Source organism: Gaiella sp. (genome assembly GCF_057140465.1).
Window position 1 is genome coordinate 32942 of sequence record NZ_DBNHWK010000031.1, and the last position, 18372, is coordinate 51313.

General features: G+C 71.6%; 16 protein-coding genes. 14 read left to right on the plus strand and 2 right to left on the minus strand.

The genetic code is table 11. The annotated features are described in order from the left end of the window. Positions 1 to 24: 24 nt before the first annotated feature. The 5 genes from AC162C_RS04750 (at position 25) to AC162C_RS04770 (ending at position 5601) form a co-directional block, all read left to right on the plus strand. The gene (locus tag AC162C_RS04750) at positions 25 to 1431 is read left to right on the plus strand and encodes an aromatic amino acid lyase (RefSeq protein WP_462974300.1); all 1407 of its coding nucleotides are present in this window, start codon (positions 25 to 27) and stop codon (positions 1429 to 1431) included. Beyond that, positions 1428 to 2291 carry an amidohydrolase family protein gene (locus tag AC162C_RS04755; protein WP_484096550.1) on the plus strand — a complete coding sequence of 288 codons (864 nt, stop codon included), beginning with the start codon at positions 1428 to 1430 and terminating at the stop codon, positions 2289 to 2291. The genes AC162C_RS04750 and AC162C_RS04755 overlap by 4 nt, the downstream gene beginning before the upstream one ends. Next, complete coding sequence (locus tag AC162C_RS04760; protein WP_484096551.1) at positions 2288 to 2818, plus strand: cysteine dioxygenase; 531 nt, start codon at positions 2288 to 2290, stop codon at positions 2816 to 2818. Before AC162C_RS04755 ends, AC162C_RS04760 begins: the two co-directional genes overlap by 4 nt. Before the next feature lie 43 nt (positions 2819 to 2861). Then, positions 2862 to 3968, plus strand: coding sequence for a mandelate racemase/muconate lactonizing enzyme family protein (locus tag AC162C_RS04765; RefSeq protein ID WP_484096552.1), 1107 nt, complete (start codon positions 2862 to 2864; stop codon positions 3966 to 3968). 61 nt (positions 3969 to 4029) lie between these two features. Further along, positions 4030 to 5601, plus strand: coding sequence for a trimethylamine methyltransferase family protein (locus tag AC162C_RS04770; RefSeq protein ID WP_484096553.1), 1572 nt, complete (start codon positions 4030 to 4032; stop codon positions 5599 to 5601). A 7-nt stretch (positions 5602 to 5608) separates the two neighbouring features. On the opposite strand, the gene AC162C_RS04775 is transcribed toward AC162C_RS04770, so the two are convergent. After that, entirely contained in the window at positions 5609 to 6523 is a 915-nt protein-coding gene (locus AC162C_RS04775) for an NAD(P)-dependent oxidoreductase (RefSeq protein ID WP_484096554.1), read from the minus strand. A 9-nt stretch (positions 6524 to 6532) separates the two neighbouring features. Beyond that, the gene (locus AC162C_RS04780) at positions 6533 to 7723 is read right to left on the minus strand and encodes a mandelate racemase/muconate lactonizing enzyme family protein (protein ID WP_484096555.1); all 1191 of its coding nucleotides are present in this window, start codon (positions 7721 to 7723) and stop codon (positions 6533 to 6535) included. Positions 7724 to 8069: 346 nt separating this feature from the next. Between AC162C_RS04780 and AC162C_RS04785 the strand changes: the two genes are divergently transcribed. The 9 genes from AC162C_RS04785 to AC162C_RS04825 form a co-directional block, all read left to right on the plus strand. Next, positions 8070 to 9761 (plus strand): ABC transporter substrate-binding protein, encoded by a 1692-nt coding sequence (locus tag AC162C_RS04785; protein ID WP_484096556.1) that lies wholly within the window; start codon positions 8070 to 8072, stop codon positions 9759 to 9761. Positions 9762 to 9833: 72 nt separating this feature from the next. Then, positions 9834 to 10790: an ABC transporter permease gene (locus tag AC162C_RS04790; RefSeq protein ID WP_484096557.1), complete on the plus strand. Its 957-nt coding sequence runs from the start codon at positions 9834 to 9836 to the stop codon at positions 10788 to 10790. Next, the gene (locus tag AC162C_RS04795) at positions 10787 to 11662 is read left to right on the plus strand and encodes an ABC transporter permease (protein WP_484096558.1); all 876 of its coding nucleotides are present in this window, start codon (positions 10787 to 10789) and stop codon (positions 11660 to 11662) included. The genes AC162C_RS04790 and AC162C_RS04795 overlap by 4 nt, the downstream gene beginning before the upstream one ends. After that, the gene (locus AC162C_RS04800; RefSeq protein WP_484096559.1) at positions 11659 to 13701 is read left to right on the plus strand and encodes an ABC transporter ATP-binding protein; all 2043 of its coding nucleotides are present in this window, start codon (positions 11659 to 11661) and stop codon (positions 13699 to 13701) included. Before AC162C_RS04795 ends, AC162C_RS04800 begins: the two co-directional genes overlap by 4 nt. After that, entirely contained in the window at positions 13698 to 14834 is a 1137-nt protein-coding gene (locus tag AC162C_RS04805; protein WP_484096560.1) for an alcohol dehydrogenase catalytic domain-containing protein, read from the plus strand. The genes AC162C_RS04800 and AC162C_RS04805 overlap by 4 nt, the downstream gene beginning before the upstream one ends. Then, a complete protein-coding gene (locus tag AC162C_RS04810; RefSeq protein WP_462974288.1) occupies positions 14831 to 15358 on the plus strand; it encodes a formaldehyde-activating enzyme in 528 nt (175 codons plus the stop codon). The genes AC162C_RS04805 and AC162C_RS04810 overlap by 4 nt, the downstream gene beginning before the upstream one ends. Positions 15359 to 15396: 38 nt before the next feature. Beyond that, the gene (locus AC162C_RS04815) at positions 15397 to 16173 is read left to right on the plus strand and encodes an SDR family oxidoreductase (RefSeq protein ID WP_484096561.1); all 777 of its coding nucleotides are present in this window, start codon (positions 15397 to 15399) and stop codon (positions 16171 to 16173) included. 16 nt (positions 16174 to 16189) lie between these two features. Next, positions 16190 to 17629, plus strand: a complete 1440-nt coding sequence (locus AC162C_RS04820) for an FGGY-family carbohydrate kinase (RefSeq protein ID WP_484096562.1) — start codon at positions 16190 to 16192, stop codon at positions 17627 to 17629. A gap of 27 nt (positions 17630 to 17656) precedes the next feature. Further along, positions 17657 to 18372: FAD-binding oxidoreductase (locus AC162C_RS04825; protein ID WP_484096563.1), on the plus strand; the 716-nt coding region annotated here is incomplete at its 3' end.

The window sequence follows — 18372 nt, forward strand, 5'->3', positions numbered from 1 at the left end:
CCTCCCGGGTGCGATGATCGCGCCGTGACCGTCGTCCTCACCGGCCGCGACCTCACCATGGAGCAGGTCGTGCGCGTCGCCCGCGGGCACACGGTCGTCGAGATCGCCCCGGAGGCGCTGGAGCGGATGGGGGCGGCGCGTCGCGTCGCCGAGGCCGTGATCGCGAACGGGACGCCGGCGTACGGCCTCACGACGGGCCTCGGGATCAGGAAGACGGCGACGATCCACGACCCCGGCCACGACCGCCTCGTGCTCCGGCAGCACCTGATCGCACACCCGCCGTACGCACCCAGGGACGTCGTGCGCGCGACGGCGCTCCGGCTGGCGAACGCCTTCGCGCAGGGGACGACGGTCGCGCGGCCGCTGCTCGCAGAGCGCCTCGTCGCGGGTCTCAACGAGGACCGCCTGCCCGCCGTCCGCGTGCGGGGATCGGTCGGCGAGAGCGACCTCGCGAGCATGGCCGACCTCGCCGAGGGCATCCTCGGCGACCTCGAGCTGGCCCAGGGCGAGGCGATCGCGCTCCTCAACCAGAGCTCGTTCGCGACCGGGTGGGGCGCGCTCGCCGTCCACGACGCCGTGGAGCTGCTCGACGCGCTCGACGTCGCAGGGGCACTCGACCTCGAGGCGCTCGGTGCGAACCGCACGCTGCTCCATCCCGCGATCGGCGTCGTCCGTCCGTACCCGGGCGTCCGCGCGACGCTCGAGCGGCTCGACGAGCTCCTCGCCGGCACCGCGATGGTGCCCCGCGCCCTGCAGGATCCGCTGACCTTCCGGACCCTGCCGCAGGTCAACGGCGCCGCCCGCGACGCCTTTCGCTTCGTCGGCGAGCAGCTCGCGATCGAGCTCAACAGCGCCCAGGCCAACCCGCTCGTCGTCCTCGACGACGAGGCCGTCGTGTCGGTCGGCAACTTCGAGATGGTGCCCCTCGCGCTCGCGCTCGACCTCGCGCGCCTCGCGCTCGCGCCGGTGCTGACGAGTGCGTGCGAGCGGACGCTCAAGCTCCTGCAGCCGCACATGACCGACCTCCCGGAGGGGCTCGCCGAGCGCCCCGGCCTGCCCGAGAGCGCGTACAGCGAGCTCGGGATCGCGCTCCAGGCGCTGACCGCAGAGGCGCGCCTGCTCGCCGCTCCCGTCTCCCACGAGACGGTCTCCGGCTCCCAGGCGGGCGGCATCGAGGATCGCATGACGATGGCGCCGCTCGCTGCGCGGAGGCTCGCCGAGATGACGGAGCTCGGCACACGGATCGTCGCCGTCGAGCTGCTGCTCGCCGCGCAGGCGTGTGACCTGCGAGGCCACGAGCTCGGAGCGGGAACGCGCCGGGCGCGCGACCTGGTGCGATCGGTGGCCCCGTTCCTCCGCGAGGGCGACCTCCTTCCCGACATCGAGCCCGTCGTCGACCTCGTCCGCTCGGGCGAGCTCGCACGGTCGTGACGTACGACGTCCACCAGCACCTGTGGCCGGAGGGCTTCGTGGCCGCGCTCGAGGCGCGGCAGGAGGTCCCCTACCTTCGCGGCGGCGAGCTGGTCACGCCCGAGGGCGTGTCCGCGGTCGACCTCGACGCCCACGACCCGGAGCGTCGGCTCGCCCTGCTCGACCGGGACGGGATCGACGTCGCCGTCCTCTCGCTGCAGCCGAGCCTCGGCATCGAGCAGCTCGCGGGCGCCGAGCGCGACGAGCTCGAGCTCACGTGGCTCGAGGGCGCGCGCAGGGTCGTCGCCGCAGCGGGTGGTCGCTTCCGCACGTTCGCGCCCTGGCGCGTCGCCGACGACTGCGTGGGGACGTCGGTCGGGGCGTCCGCCCTCGTCGACCCCGACGTCGCCCCGTCCCTCCTCGCGGCCGTGGATGCGGCGGGCGGAGTGCTGTTCGTGCATCCCGAGTCGCAGGACACGGCGCCGGCCAGCCGCCCCGCGTGGTGGAACTGGACGGCGGGCTACACGGGGCAGATGCAGCGCGCCTACCTCTCCTGGCTCGCCGACGGACGCGACCGGTTCCCGTCGGTCCGCGTCGTCTTCGCGATCCTCGCCGGCGGCGCTCCGGTGCAGCACGAGCGGCTCGTCCACCGCGGCGTCGATGTGCGCACCGCGCTCGATCCGGACACGCTGTTCGACACCGCGAGCTACGGGCGCCGGGCGATCGAGCTCTGCATCGAGACCTTCGGCGTCGAGCGGCTCGTCTACGGCAGCGACACGCCCGTGATCGATACGCAGCAGACACTGGACGCCGTCCGCGGCCTCGGCGATTCTGTCGTCCACATTCTCCAGACCGAGACACCCGGGAGGTTGTTTTCGTGAACGACATCGCCGCCTGGATCCACGAGCGCGTCCCGGCGAACACGGACCTCGCTCCCGGTGAGATGGGCGCGCTCGCCGTCGCGCTCCGGGCAGAAGAGGCGGTCTGGAGGCCCTACGTCCATCACGATCCCGGCGAGCGCTTCTACCGGCAGCTCTATCGCGATCCGAACATCGACGTCTGGCTGATCTGCTGGGTGAACGGCCAGGCGACCGGGTACCACGACCACGACCGGTCCGGGGGCGGCGTCGTCGTGTGCGACGGCATCCTCTTCGAGGACTTCTTCGTCCGGGGGCCGGACGGGTGGATCCGTGAGCAGACGCGCGGACACGAGGCGGGAGGCTTCTTCACCTTCACGGCGACGTACATCCACGGCGTCCGGCATCCCGGTGGCGACGCCGCCCCGGCCACGTCGCTGCACGTCTACTCGCCGGCACTGTGGCGGATGGGTCACTACCAGCCCGACGAGTCCGGTGTGCTGCGGCGCGTCGCCGTGACGTACGCCGACGAGCTGCTCGGCGCGGTGTGACCGTGCGTCGTCCCTCGATCGACCGCGCCGGGAACGAGCGCGCGTGAGGATCACGCGCGTCCGCGCATTCCGGCAGCTCCAGCCGTTCCGCCGCGGCGCGTACGCCATGGGGCACGTGGGATCGACCGCCTTCGACTCGCTGATCGTCGCGCTCGACACCGACGAGGGCGTGACGGGTTGGGGCGAGATGGCGGTGATCAGCCCTGCGTACGCCGACTCGTTCACGGCGGGCGCCTGCGCGGGCGTCGGCGAGCTCGCACCGCTCCTGCTCGGAGTCGATCCGACGCAGCCGCGTGCGCTCGTCTCGCTGCTCGACACGGCGATGCGCGGGCAGCCGTACGTGAAGTCGGCTCTCGACATCGCCGCGTGGGACGTGACCGCACGTGCCGCGGGCCGCCCGCTCTGCGAGGTGCTCGGCGCGCGGCACGGCGAGGCCGTGCCGCTGTACAACGTCGTCACCATCGCCTCCCTCGACGACGCCGTCGCGCTCGCGCGCGAGCTGCGAGCCGAGGGGTACCGGCGCCTGCAGGTCAAGGTCGGGAGCGACCCGGCGGCCGACGCCGAGCGACTCGTCGCCGTACGGGAGGCAGTGGGCGACGGCGTCGTGCTGTACGCCGACGCGAACGGCGCCTTCACCGCCGGTGCCGCCCGTCGCTTCCTGCGGGCGACGCGCGACCTCGAGTACGTGCTCGAGCAGCCGTGCCGCACCTACGCCGAGTGCGCGTCCGTGCGGCGGCACTGCGACCGGCCGCTCGTCCTCGACGAGTCGATCGTCGCACTCGACGACGTGCTCCGGGCCCACCGGGAAGGCGTCGCCGACGGGATCACCGTCAAGCTCCAGCGAGTCGGGGGGGTCACGCGGGCTGCGCTCCTCCGCGACGTCGGGGTCGAGCTCGGACTCGAGGTCACGGTCGAGGACGCGGGGGGCGCGAGCCTCGCCACCGCGGCCGTCGTCCACGTCGGCCTCGGCACGCCCGAACGCCTGCGCGTGCACACGTGCGACTTCCACACCTGGGTCACGGCCGACCACGGCACCGGGCTCCCCCCGCGCAGCGACGGTGGACAGGCTCCGCCGTCGGGCCCCGGTCTCGGCGTCGAGGTCTCGGTCGCGGCGCTCGGAGATCCCGTCGTGGACGTCGCGGCCTCGTAGCCGTGGACGTCGAGGGACGGGGCGATCGCGACGCGGGCCGCACGGCGCGGCGGCGCATAGGATGACGCGGTCGGCCGGAGGAGACCGCGTGGAGCGAGGTGACAGAGAGCGTGGACGCCGCCGTCGTCGGCAGGCGGCGGACGCCGCTCCCGTCCGGCGCTCCCTCCGGTACCGGTCGCTCACGAGCCCGTTCGCGCCGGTGGAGGTGCTGAGCGCCGACGAGGTCGGCCACATCCACGAGTCGGCGCTCGCGCTGCTCCGGGAGCACGGGATCCGCGTCCTGCTCCCGGAGGCACGCACGATGCTGCGGGACGCGGGCGCCCTCGTCGACGACGAGACGCAGCTCGTGCGCTTCGAGAGCGGGATGGTCGCGGAGACGCTCGCGTCGGCGCCCACGTCGTTCGAGCTGCTCGGTCGCTCGCCGGAGCGCACGGTGACGGTCGGGGGTCGCCACCTCGTCACGGTCCCCGTCTCGAGCCCCCCGGCGGTCAGCGACCTCGACGGCGGCAAGCGGGACGGGAACCTCGCGGACTTCCGTGACCTCGTCCGTCTCACTCAGCGCTTCGACGTGCTCCACGTCACCGGCCCGTGCGTCGAGCCGCAGGACGTCCCGCTGCCGTTCCGGCATCTCCAGTCGTGTCTCGCGTACCTCACGCTGACCGACAAGGCCCCGTACCTCTACGCACGCGGCCGCGCCCAGGTCGCCGACGGCTTCGAGATGTTCCGCATCGGGTACGGAGTCGACCGGGACGAGTTCGCATCGGCTGCGCGCTGCTACACGGTCATCAACAGCAACTCGCCGAGGCAGCTCGACATCCCGATGTGCATGGGGCTGATCGACTTCGCGGCGGCGGGGCAGCTCTCGGTGATCACGCCCTTCACCCTGGCGGGGGCGATGGCGCCGGTGACGCTCGCCGGGGCGCTGACGCTCCAGCACGCGGAGGCCCTGGCGGGGGTCGCGCTCACGCAGGTCGTCCGACCCGGCGCGCCGGTCGTCTACGGCGCGTTCACGTCGAACGTCGACATGAAGTCCGGTGCGCCGGCCTTCGGGACGCCGGAGTACTTCAAGGCCGCGCTCGCGAGCGGACAGCTCGCCCGACACGTCGGCCTGCCGTACCGATCGTCGGCGCCGACCGCCTCCAACGCGGTCGATGCACAGGCGATGTACGAGACGATGACGAGCCTCTTCGGAGCCGTCCTCGGTGGCTGCAACGTCCTCATCCACGCCGCCGGCTGGCTCGAGGGGGGGCTGACGGCGTCGAAGGAGAAGTTCATCCTCGACGTGGAGGTGCTCCAGATGCTCGCGGAGGTGTTCCAGCCCCTCGTCGTCGACGACGCCGAGATCGGCCTCGACGCGATCGCGGCGACGCCTCCCGGTGGCCACTTCTTCGGCGGCGCCCACACCCTCGAGCGGTACCGCACCGCGTTCTACGAGCCGCTCGTCTCCGACTGGTCGAACTTCGGCCAGTGGACCGAGGCCGGGGCCCGCGATGCCACGCACCGGGCGAACGAGATCTGGAAGCGAGAGCTCGCCGCGTTCGAGGAGCCGCCGCTGGACGACGCGATCGCGGCCGAGCTCGACGAGTTCGTGGCCCGGCGGACGGCCGAGGGAGGGGCCCCGCCCGAGTCGTGAGCCGACGCTACTCGGGCTCGAGCGTGGCCGGGAAGCCGGGCGCGCGGAGGTCGACGCCGACCGCGTCCTCGAGGAGCCGCACGACCATCGGCGACCACGCCGACCCGCCGTAGCGCGCTCGCGCCTCGAGGAACCGCTCGCGCGTGCGTGCCGCGAGGTCGAGCGGGACGCCCGTCTCCTCGCCGAGGTCGAGGACGAGGCCGAGGTCCTTGAGCGCGAGGTCGACCGTGAAGCCGATGTCGTAGCTGCCGTTCAGGATCACCTGGCCTTCGGTCTCGTGCACGAAGCTCGTCCCCGAGCTCGCGGCGATCACCTCCCATGCCTGGCGGAGGTCGAGCCCGACACGCTCGGCCAGCATCAGCGCCTCTCCGCACGCGACGAGGTGGACGAAGGCGAGCATGTTCGTGATCACCTTGATCTCCGAAGCGCGGCCGAGCGGGCCGACGTGGAAGACACGGCCTCCCATCGCCTCGAGGAGCGGCATGTGCGCATGCACGACGGCGGTGTCGCCGCCGACGATCACGGTGATCTCACCGGTCGCTGCGAGGTGCACGCCTCCGGTCACGGGCGCCTCGAGCGTGGCGAGGCTCCGGCTCGCCGCCAGCGCCGCGAGCCGTTGCAGCTCGTGGTGGTCGTTCGTGCTCATGTCGATCCACGTGCCCCCGTGGCCCAGCGTGTCGAGGACCCCGTCCTCGCCCTCGAGCACCGCGGCGACCGCGGCCGGGGAGGGGAGGCACGTGATGACCGCGTCGGCGCCCGCCGCCGCAGAGCCGGGCGTCTCCGCCCACACGGCGCCCTGCTCCACCAGCGGGGCCGCCGCGGCAGGGTCGCGGTCGTGGACGGTCAGCGCGAACCCGCCGCGGAGGAGGCTGGCGGCGAGATGCCGCCCCAGCCGTCCGATGCCGACGAAGCCGACCCGCATCGCGTCCGCCTAGTCGGACACCGGGTCGTCGGCCGGCTCAAGGTGCAGGCGGTCGCCGGTGTACGGATGGGCGGCGGCGACCTCCTCGTCGAGCTCGACGCCGAGGCCCGGGGAGGTCGGCGGGATCACGTAGCCGTCCTCCCAGACGATCGGTGCCCGCAGGATCTCGGCATGGAACCCGCCCCAGTCGAGGATCCCCTCGAGGACGAGGAAGTTCGGGCTGCACGCCGCGAGCTGGACGTTCGCGGCCCCGAGCACAGGCCCGCTGTAGAGGTGCGGGGCGATCTGCGCGTAGTGCGCCTCGGCCATGCCGGCGATCTTCTTCGCCTCGAGCAGGCCGCCGACACGGCCGAGGTTCGGCTGCAGGATCGCGGCGGCCCCCGTCGCGAGCACCCGGGCGAACTCGTGCTTCGTCGTCAGCCGCTCGCCCGTGGCGATCGGGATCGTGGTCGCGCGCGCGACCCCGGCCATCTGCTCGGGGTGCTCGGGCGGGACCGGCTCCTCGAGCCAGAGGGGGTCGAACCGCTCGAGGCGACGGGCGAGGCGGATCGCGCCCGCGGGGGTGAACTGGCCGTGCGTGCCGACGAGGAGGTCGCACCGCGACCCGACGGCATCGCGGATCGCCGCCACGTAGCGCTCGCAGCGGTCGAGCGCCGCGAGTGAGGGCTGACGGGGATCGAAGGCAGAGTACGGCCCGGCGGGGTCGAACTTCAGGGCCGTGAACCCACGGTCGGCGTACGCCGCGGCGCGCTCGGCTGCGAGCGCGGGGTCCTGGTAGACGTCGACGGGGTCGTCGTCCTCTGCATAGAGGTACGTGTACGTGCGGAGTCGCTCGTGCACGCGACCACCGAGCAGCTCGTAGACCGGCTTGCCGACCTCCTTGCCGATGATGTCCCAGCACGCCATCTCGATCCCGCTGAGCACCGCGACGAGCGAGACGTCGGGACGCCCCGTGTAGCCGCGCGTGTAGACGCGGCGCCAGAGCGCCTCGACGTGGAACGGGTCGGCCCCGGCGACGTGCCGCTCGAACACGTCCGCGATCATGCGCTCCACGACCTGGGGGCGGAACGTCGCCGTGTAGACCTCGCCGACCCCGACCACGCCGGCATCGGTCGTGAGGCTCAGGAGCACGAACGTCCGGCCGCCGACCCCCGGGTGCGGGTTGCCGACGAGGAACGTCCGGAGGTCGGTGACCCTCACCGGCGAGGGGTGGCCTGCGGGCGATGTCGCACGATCCGGAGACGTGACCGCGCCGACGGGGACAGCATCGTGGCGCGCCCCGCGCCGCGCGCGCCGACGGTGTGACCGACCCTCGGCGGCTGGCAGACGACGGTCATCCGCGGAGCGTACTCGCTGGCACGGCCCATGAGCGACGTCCAGGTTGACAGGCCGCGTGAGAACCCGTCATGCTCGGCCGCATCGGAGAACACGAGTCCAGGTGCAGAAGCGCCGCGTGGCCGTACCGGAATGGGCAAACGGTGGTGTGCCCGCATGCGTCTCAATCCGTGAAGGCGCTCGGCGAGCGCCTGCAACCCTAGGAGGACGGATGGACAGGGAAACGAGGAGGGCGATCGAGGAGTACCGCCGCAGCGAGGCGGGTCCGCTCGAGAACAACGTCATCGACGAGCTGTTCGCCGGCGAGCTCGACCGGGGAGAGTTCCTGAAGCGCGGGGCGATGTTCGGGATCTCGGCCGGCATCATGGGCAGCCTGCTCGGCCTCGTGGGTGAAGCCGCCGCGGCTCCCGCTGTTCAACGTCTCGAGCAGGTGAAGCGGGGCGGGACGATCCGCGTCGGCATCACGGCGTTCGGCGCGTCGCTCGAGCCGTACCTCCTGAACGAGGGCGGGTCGCTCGCCTTCGCCGGGATGCCCGGCGAGTACCTCACGTTCAACGACGCCAAGGGCAGGGTGCTCCCCTGGCTGGCGACGAGCTGGAAGCCGAACAAGGACGCGACGGTCTGGACGTTCCAGCTCCGCAAGGGTGTCAAGTTCCACAACGGCCAGACGATGACGTCGCGCGACGTCGTCGCGAGCATGAAGCAGTACGTGGGCAACAAGGCGTCCAATGCCGGCCTGTCGCCCTACTTCGACGCCGCGGGCGTGTCGGCCGCCGGCCCGTACACGGTCGTGTTCAGGCTCAAGCTGCCGATCGGCGTGTTCCCGTACCTGATGAGCCAAACGACCTACCAGGCGATCATCCAGCCGGCGTCGATCGCGGCGAAGCCGGGGACGTGGGTGAAGAGCGGGATGATCGGCACGGGTGCCTTCCGGGTCAAGAACTACGTCGACAAGAGGAGCGCGGAGCTCGTCCGCAACCCGCGGTGGTGGGGTGGGAGCCCGCCCCTCGACGGCGTGAAGGTCACCTTCTACCAAGGCTCTGCGCCGCTGGTGCTCGCGCTGCGCGGCGGTCAGATCGACCTCGCATTCCAGCTCTCGAGCCAGGAGGCTCAGGTCTTCAAGAACAACTCGAAGTACCGGTACTACAGCCTCCCGACCGCCGCCCACCGGCAGCTCTGCATGCGGTCGGACGAAGGCGTGCTCAGGGACCCGCGTGTCCGGAGAGCCGTGGCGCTGGCGATCAACCGGCCGCAGGAGGTGCAGAGGATCCTGCTCCGGGACGGCCAGGTCGGAAACGACAACCCGTTCTGGAGGGGCTTCGTCTCGACCGATCCGTCGATCAAGCAGCGCACGCAGAACGTCCAGCTGGCCCGAAACCTCCTGAAGGCTGCCGGAGCCGAGAACCTGAAGTTCAACATCACGACCTGGAACTTCCTCGATCATCCGGACCACGCGGCGGCCGTCCAGGCGTACGCTCGCGAGGCTGGCATCGACATCGGGATCGAGGTCATGGACGTCGGCAAGTACTACGACGCCGAGCCTGCCGGCGCGGACTACGCCACGACCACACCGTGGCTGAACCGCACGTGCACGCTGACCGAGTACGGCGCCCGCGGGGTGCCGAACATCTACATCTCGCGGTGCTACATGTCGACCGGCGACTGGAACGCGTCGCACTACAAGAACGCCGCGTTCGACTCGGCCGCGAGGACCTACCTCGCAGCTTCGGAGATCGCGGCACAGCGGAAGGCGACGAAGCGGATGGCGGGGCTCCTCCTCCGCGACACGCCGGTGGTCACGGACTACTTCATCAACTACGTGACGGCGAGCTCCTCCAAGCTCCGGAACTACGTCCCCGAGGGGATCTCGCACGTGCGGCTGATGAAGGCCTGGCTCGCCTAGGGCATCGCGTCGCGTCCCGGCCGGCGGGCGACCGCCCGCCGGCCGGGGCGTGACGACCCAGGGTCTCTTCCGGTGATCCGCTACGTCCTCAAGCGCATCGGGCTCGCGCTTATCACACTCGTGCTCCTGAGCATGATCGTGTTCGCGATCTCGACCGTGCTCCCGGGCAACGTGGGGCGGGCGGTGCTCGGCCCCTTCGCGACTCAGGAGTCGGTCGACGCTCTCAACGAGCAGCTCGGCGCGAACCGGTCGGTCGTCGTGCAGTACAGGGAGTGGGTGGGCGATCTGCTCCACGGAGACCTCGGGACCTCGCTCACGAAACAGGTGCCGGCCTCCGATCTGCTCGGCCCCGCGCTCAAGAACTCGCTCAAGCTGGCGCTCGTCGCGTTCCTCATCTGCGTTCCGCTCTCGATCCTCGCCGGCATCGTCTCCGCGCTCCGCTACGGCAGGGCGACCGACAAGACGATCACGATCGCCGGCCTCTCGTTCTCCGCGATGCCCGAGTTCGTGTCCGGCATCTTCCTGATCCTCGTCTTCGCCGTCTGGCTCGGCTGGCTGCCCGTCACGGCCCAGGCGGAGCCCGGTGCCAGCGTCGCCACGCAGGTCGAGTACCTCCTGCTCCCCGCGTTCACCCTGACGCTCGTCCTCCTCGGGTACATCGCGCGCATCACCCGCGCGTCGATGATCGAGGCGCTCGACAGCGACTACGCCCGCACCGCCCACCTCAAGGGCCTCCCGTCGTCGGTCGTGATCCGTCGACACGTGCTGCGCAACGCGCTGCTGCCCACGATCGCCGTCGTCGCCGTCCAGATCGGCTACCTCGTCGGCGGACTCGTCGTCGTCGAGGTGCTCTTCAACTACCAGGGGGTGGGCAGCCTCATCTACGAGGCGGCGCGCCAGAAGGACCTGCCGCTGCTGACGGCAGGCGTGCTCATCGTCGGGATCGTGTACCTCACCGTGACGCTCGTCGCCGACCTGCTCTACGCCCTCCTGAACCCGCGAGTGCGGTTCGGCGGGAGCCTGGAATGACGACCTCCGAAGCGACGGCGACAGCGGTCAGGTCCGAGTCCCGGGCGGCACGCGCGGAGCGCGTGCGGCTTCTCTTCCGCACGCCCACCGTGATCATCGGCACGATCGTGATCGGGTTCTGGGTGTTCTGTGCGCTCTTCCCGGATCTCGTGGCGCCGCACGACCCGATCTTCGACAACCAGTTGCCGACGAGCCAGTCGCCGACCTGGGCGTACCCGTTCGGCACCGACACGAACGGCCGGGACGTCTTCTCCCGCGTGCTCGCCGGGTCGCGCAACATCCTCATGATCGCTCCTGCGGCGACGCTCCTCGGAACCGTGCTCGGGACGCTGCTCGGGCTCGTGACCGGCTACTTCCGCGGCCTCGTCGACGACGTCGCGAGCCGGTTCATCGACGCCGTGATGTCGCTGCCGCTGATCGTCACCGCGATCCTGATCGTGACCGCGGTCGGCAACACGGGCACGTGGGTCGTGGTGCTGGTGATCGGCCTCATCTTCGCACCGGTGGTCTCACGGACGGTGCGCGCGGCCGTGCTGTCGGAAGCAGAGCTCGACTACGTGCAGGCGGCACGTCTGCGCGGCGAGCGCCCCCTCTACATCATGACCTCGGAGATCCTCCCGAACGTGATGTCCCCCGTGGTCGTCGAGTTCACCGTGCGCCTCGGGTACGCGATCTTCACGGTCGCATCGCTCACGTTCATCGGCTTCGGCGTCCAGCCGCCCTCGCCCGACTGGGCAGCCCAGATCAATCAGTTCTGGACGCTCGTCGACCCGTACTGGTGGATGACGCTCTTCCCAGCGCTCGCGATCGCGAGCCTTGTCGTCGCGGTCAATCTCGTCGCCGACGGCATCCGCGAGGTGTACGAGCGGTGACGGCCGCCACGCCTCTCGCCGTCGACGCCCCGGCGCTGGACGTCGAGGGCCTCGAGCTCGTGTACCGGGTGCGGGGGATCGACCGCGTCGTGCTCCGCGGCGTCTCGTTCTCCATCGAGCGGGGCCGCTCGTACGGGCTCGTCGGCGAATCGGGCTGCGGGAAGTCGACGGCAGCGCTCGGGATCGTGCGGTATCTCCCGCGAAACGGGCGGATCACCTCCGGGAGGGTCGCCGTCGCCGGACAGGACGTGCTCGCACTCCGGGGCAGGGGGCTCCGCGAGTATCACGCGCGCACCGTTTCGATGGTCTACCAGAACCCCGGAGCCGCGCTGAACCCGGGGATGCGCGTCGGGCCGCAGGTCGTCGAGGCGTTCACCGTGCTCGGCGTGTCCCGCGGCGAGGCGCGGGAGCGTGCCAGGGAAGTCCTGGAGACGGTGCAGATCGCGGACCCGGGCTCCGTGATGGGCCGCTACCCGCACCAGCTCTCGGGCGGCATGCAGCAGCGTGTCCTGATCGCGATGGCACTCGCCAAGTCGCCGACGCTGCTGATCCTCGACGAGCCGACGACAGGGCTCGACGCGACGGTCGAGGCGGAGGTGCTCGACCTCGTCGCCAACCTGCAGGCGGAGCTGCACACCGCCGTGCTGTTCATCAGCCACAACCTCGGGGTGATCTCGAAGATGTGCGACCGTGTCGGCGTGCTGTACGCCGGGAGGCTCGTCGAGGAGGGGCCCGTCGACGAGGTCCTGCGCGACCCCAGGCACCCGTACACCGTCGGGCTGCTCCGCTGCATCCCCCGCGGCGGGTTGCGCAAGGACCGCGGCCGCCTCGACTCGATCCCCGGCTTCCTGCCCAGCCTCGGCGCCGACCTCCCTGGTTGCGTGTTCGCAGACCGGTGCGCGTTCGCCGACGACCGCTGCCACACGGACGAGCCGCCCCTGTCGACGATCGGGGCCGCGCACACGAGCCGCTGCTGGCACCACGACCGCGCCCGCGACCTGCCGCGCGCGGAGTCGACCACCATCGAGTTGCCGCCCGTCGAACGCGACACCCGGCCGGTCGTCAAGTTCGACGAGCTGTCGAAGGTCTTCCGGCAGCGAGGACATGCGGTCCACGCGCTCACCGACGTCAGCGCCGCGATCTGGCCCGGAGAGACCCTCGGTCTCGTCGGCGAGTCGGGAAGCGGGAAGACGACGCTCGCGCGGACGCTGCTCGGGATCGTCGGGCCGACGAGCGGCGCCGTCGAACTGGACGGGAAGGCGGTCGCGAACCTGTACCGGAAGCGCTCGTCGCACGAGCTCCGCGCGCTGCAGATCGTGTTCCAGAACCCGGACTCGGCGCTCAACCGGCGCCACTCGGTCCAGCGCATCCTGCTGCGGTCGACCAAGAAGCTCGCGAGGATCGCCGGCCCCGAGGCGCTTCGACGCGTCCACGACCTCGCCTCCCGCGTCCGTCTCACCGAGCGGACGCTGACCCAGAAGCCCGTCCAGCTCTCGGGCGGCCTCAAGCAGCGGGTGGCGATCGCACGCGCCTTCACGGGCGATCCGCAGCTCGTCGTCTGCGACGAGCCGACGTCGGCGCTCGACGTCTCCGTGCAGGCGGCGATCCTGAACCTCCTCGTCGAGCTCCAGGCCGAGCAGCGGGTCGCGTACCTCTTCATCTCGCACGACCTCGGTGTCGTGCGCTACATCTCGGACCGAATCGCGGTGCTCTACCTCGGCCGGTTGATGGAGCTCGGCCCCGCCGACGTCGTCTTCGACGGGCCGCACCATCCCTACACCGAGGCGCTGCTCTCCGCCGTGCCGACGATCGACGGCGGCGGGCGGCATCGGATCAAGCTCGAAGGCGAGGTGCCGAGCGCCGCCGAGCCACCACCGGGCTGTGTCTTCCACACGCGGTGCCCGCGCAAGGTCGGGGAGGTGTGCGAGACGACCGAGCCGCCGCTCGTCGACGTCGAGCCGAACCACGCAATGCGCTGCCACATCCCGCTCGAGGAGCTCCGGCGCCTGCAGGCGAACGCGTCGGAGACGGTCGGGTGAAGGTTCGCGCGGCCCTGCTCGAGGGGGTCGAGTGCCCGCTCGTGGTCGGTGATCTCGAGCTCGCCGCGCCCGGGGCGGAGGAGGTGCTCGTCCGCCTCGGGGCGAGCGGCGTCTGTCGCTCCGACTACAACGCCGTCGACGGGACGACGGGCACACCGTTCCCCGTCGTGCTCGGTCACGAGGGGGCGGGCGTGGTCGAGGCGGTCGGCGCCGACGTGACCCGGGTCGCGGTCGGCGATCACGTGACGCTGTCGTGGACGCCGTCCTGCGGAGCGTGCGCGGAATGCCTCCGCGACCTGCCGCAGCTCTGCTCGACGATCTGGCCGGTGATGGGCGCCGGTGGGCTGATGGACGAGACGTCGCGCCTCTCGCGAGACGGCGAGACCGTGTACCACTACTGCTTCCTGTCGACCTTCGCCGAGGCCTGTGTCGTCCCGGAGCGCTCGTGCGTGCGGCTCCCCGAGGCCGTCCCGTTCGACGTCGCCAGCCTGATCGGCTGCGCGGTGACGACGGGGGTCGGCGCCGTGTGGAACACGGCCCGCGTGCGCCCCGGCGACCGGGTGGCGGTGATCGGCTGCGGCGGCGTGGGGCTCTCCGCCCTGATGGCGGCGGTGGCGGTCGGTGCCGAGCCCGTGATCGCGGTCGACGCGACGCCGTCCAAGCTCGAGACCGCCAGGAGCCTCGGCGCCGCCTCCGGCGTCGCGTGGGCCGGCAGCCCCGAGGACACGGCGGAGGCGATCCGCGAGGCGTCGGGGGGCGGTGTCGACTACGCGATCGAGGCGACCGGGCGCGGCGAGGCGATGCTGACCGCGGTGCTCGCGACCCGGGGTCGGGGAGCGGCGGTGCTGATCGGGATCCCGCGGGCGGAGACGGTCGTCCCGCTGCCGGCGCTGTCGATCCCGCGCCTGGAGCGGCGGGTGCTGGGCTCGATCTACGGCTCGGCGCGGCCCGAGCGGGACTTCCCGCGCATCGCCGACGTGTACCTGTCCGGCCGCCTGCCGCTCGACCGCCTCGTCTCGCACCGGCTGCCGCTCGCCGAGGCCGAGCGAGCGTTCGCGCTGATGAACGCAGGCGAGGCGCTGCGGGTCGTGCTCGACCCGTCGCTCGACACGACGAACGGAGGGACGCCATGAACCTGGAGGAGCTGGACGGGAGAATCGGCGAGGGGTGGGGCGGCCTCTCGCCGAACGGCTGCCACGTCAACGTCGTGCTCGCGCGGCGCGGCAGCCCGACGGCGGCGGCGGCGATCTCGATGTTCGCCCACCCGTCACCCGGTCACTCGCCGGTGCTCTGCTGCGTCGGCGAGACGCAGCCCGACTACGAGCCGATCTGGCCGCCGACCCTGATGATGAACAAGACGACGGCGACCACCGAGCACCTCGAGACGATGACGTGGGGGCCGGGTCAGCTCGGCATCGGCCAGGCAGTGCTCGATGCCGTCGCCGACGGCCTGATCGAGGCGTCGGGTGACCTGATCGTCCTCGTCGCGATCTGGCTCGACGCACGGGCGGACGACGAGACGGCGGTGCGCGTGGCCGCGCGCACGGCGGTGCGCAAGGCGATCGGCATGTGCGTCGAGGGTCGTGACGCAGAGGCCGCGGCGCGGCTCGTCGCCGACCGCGACGCTCTGCGGAACCCCTTCTACAGCGGCGAGTAGGCTCCGGGCCACCACGACCTGCGATCACTCGCGGCACCATGGACATCACGGACTTCACGACCGACCTCTTCTCGCTCACCGGGAAGAACGCGATCGTCACCGGCGGGAACACCGGCCTCGGCCAGGCGTTCGCCCTCGCCCTCGCGAAGGCGGGCGCCAACGTCCTCGTGCCGAGCATCGCCGACGACGACGGTGCGACTGGGCGGCTGATCGAGGCCGAAGGGGTCGGCTACGCCTTCGTGGAGTGCGACCTCACCGCGCCCGGCGTCCCGAAGCTCGTCGTCGACGCGTGCGTGGAGCGGTTCGGGTCGGTCGACGTGCTCGTCAACAGCGCCGGCGTCTGCCCGCTGGCCGACGTCCTCGCGTTCGACCGCTCCATGTGGGACGCGGCGGTCGCCGTCAACCTCACCGCGGCGTTCGAGATGAGCCACGAGGCGGCGAAGCGGATGGTGCCGCAGCGCAGCGGGAAGATCGTCAACGTCTGCTCGGTCTTCACGTTCCTCGGCGGACAGCTGTCCCCGGCGTACGCGGCGACGAAGCACGGCATCGCCGGGCTCACGAAGGCCTACTGCGACGAGCTCGCGCGGCACAACATCCAGGTCAACGGGATCGCGCCCGGCTACTACGCGACCGCGATCACCGAGGCGACGCGGAGCGACCCGGAGGCGAGCCGCCGCGTCCTCGAGCACATCCCCGCCGACCGGTGGGGAGAGCCGGCCGACCTGATGGGCGCCGTCGTGTTCCTCGCGAGCCCCGCCTCGGACTACGTGAACGGGCACGTCCTCTCGGTCGACGGTGGCTACCTCGTCCGCTAGCGGGGTCAGCCGAGGGGTGCGGGCGGGCCCGTACCTCGTCGGCATCGACGTGGGCACGCAGAGCTCCAAGGTCGTCGTCGTCGACGCCGCCGGGTCGGTCGTCGCCGAGGGGACGCAGGCGTTGCGGCCGATGAGCAGGCCTCGCCACGGTGTCGCGGTGCACCCCGACGACGACCTCTGGGTGTCGATCGCCGCCGCGAGCCGCGAGGCGATGCGGGCCTTCGCGGGCGACCCCGGGGAGATCGCGGCGATCGGGCTCTGCACGATCCGGTGCTGCAAGGCCTTCCTGCACGCCGACGGCTCGCTTGCAGAGCCGGTGATCAGCTGGATGGACGACCGCGCCTACCGGCCGTACGTCCCCGACGACCCGACGGTCGCGTACGCGACGACCTCGTCCGGGTACCTCGGCCACCGACTGACGGGCGAGCGTCGTGACACCGCCGCCAACTCCATCCTCCTGCAGTGGCCGATCGACACCGACACCTGGCAGTGGAGCGACGACCAGGCGCTCTACGGACGGTTCGGCCTGCGGCGCGAGGCGTTGTTCGAGCTGCAGCTCCCGGGCGACGTGATCGGCGCCGTCACCGCGGACGCCGCGGCGGCGACCGGGCTCCCGGCGGGAGCACCGGTCGTCGCGACCGCGAACGACAAGGCGGTCGAGGCGCTCGGAGCAGGATCGCTCGGGGAGGGAACGGCGCTCCTGTCGCTCGGGACGTACATCGCCGCGATGGTGCACGGCCGCGAGAACCACCGGGCACCGACGGCCTTCTGGACGAACTTCGCGTCGATCCCCGGCCGCTACCTCTACGAGAGCCACGGCGTCCGTCGGGGCATGTGGACGCTGAGCTGGTTCCTCGACCTCCTCGGCGACGAGCTGGAGGAGCGCGCGACGTCGCTCGGGCTCTCACGCGAGCAGTACCTCGAGCGCGAGGCGGAGACCGTGCCCGCAGGGAGCGACGGGCTGATGACGGTGCTCGACTGGCTCGCCCCCACGGACCGGCCGTACCGCAAGGGGGTGATGCTCGGCTTCGACGCGCGGCACACGCGGGCGCACGTCTATCGGTCGATCCTCGAGGGGATCGCGCTGACCATGAAGGAGAACGTGGACGCGATGTGCGACGAGCTCGGGATCGCGCTCGACGAGGTCGTCGTCGCGGGTGGTGGCGCGGCGAGCGCGTTGACGATGCGCATCGTCGCGGACTGCTTCGGGATCCGGGCGTCGCGGAGCGTCGCGGGCGGCGGTGCGAGCCTCGGCGCCGCGATCTGCGCCGCCGCCGCTGCAGGCCTGTATCCCGACATCGAGGCCGCAGCGGCGGCCATGACCCACGACCGCGAGTCGTTCGACCCCGATCCCGAGACGGGCGCCCTCTACCGGCGGATGGACGAGACGGTGTACGGCCGGATCCGGGATGCTACGGACGCGCTCTTCGAGCGCTCCTACGCGATCTTCCACTGACGGCACCACGCGCGGGAGGGCGACACGATGCCACCGAGCAGAGAAGCGATCGTCGAGGGCCTGGAGCGGATCCTCGGCCCCGAGCACGTCGTCACCGACCCGCGCGTGCTCGCGGAGCGGAGCATCGACAACTTCCGCAAGCTCGAGAGCATCTTCGGCACCTACACGATGCCGCCGCCGGCCGCGGTCGCCATGGTCGGGAGCACCGAGGAGGTCGCCGCGGTGCTGGCGTTCGCCGAGCGCCACGGCGTCAACGTCGTCCCCCGCACGGGCGGCACCGCCACCGAGGGGGGTCTCGAGACGGTCGTCCCGGACTCGATCGTCGTCGACGGCTCGCGGATGGATCGCATCATCCGCATCGACCCGTACGACATGCAGGCCACGTGCCAGTGCGGCGTGCCGCTGCGCGTGCTCGAGGAGCGCGCGCGTGAGCACGGACTCACCACCGGCCACTCCCCGCAGTCGAAGCCCGTCGCGCACATCGGTGGTCTCGTCGCCACGCGCAGCATCGGCCAGTTCTCGACCCTGTACGGCGGGATCGAGGAGATGGTGGTCGGGCTCGAGGCCGTGTTCCCGGGGGGAGAGGTGACGAGGATCAAGAACGTCCCGCGCCGCGCGGCCGGCCCGGACATCCGCCACGTCGTGATCGGCAGCGAAGGCGCCCTCTGCTTCATAACCGAGGTCACCGTGAAGCTCTTCCCGTACCTCCCCGAGAACAACGTCTTCCTCGGCTGGACGCTCCC

Excerpts from the sequence above, each read along its gene's own strand:
- AC162C_RS04770 (WP_484096553.1), top strand. The coding sequence starts at position 4,030 with ATGACGCGGTCGGCCGGAGGAGACCGCGTGGAGCGAGGTGACAGAGAG.
- AC162C_RS04785 (WP_484096556.1), top strand. The coding sequence starts at position 8,070 with ATGGACAGGGAAACGAGGAGGGCGATCGAGGAGTACCGCCGCAGCGAG.
- AC162C_RS04815 (WP_484096561.1), top strand. The coding sequence starts at position 15,397 with ATGGACATCACGGACTTCACGACCGACCTCTTCTCGCTCACCGGGAAG.
- AC162C_RS04795 (WP_484096558.1), top strand. The coding sequence starts at position 10,787 with ATGACGACCTCCGAAGCGACGGCGACAGCGGTCAGGTCCGAGTCCCGG.
- AC162C_RS04810 (WP_462974288.1), top strand. The coding sequence starts at position 14,831 with ATGAACCTGGAGGAGCTGGACGGGAGAATCGGCGAGGGGTGGGGCGGC.
- AC162C_RS04775 (WP_484096554.1), bottom strand. The coding sequence starts at position 6,523 with ATGCGGGTCGGCTTCGTCGGCATCGGACGGCTGGGGCGGCATCTCGCC.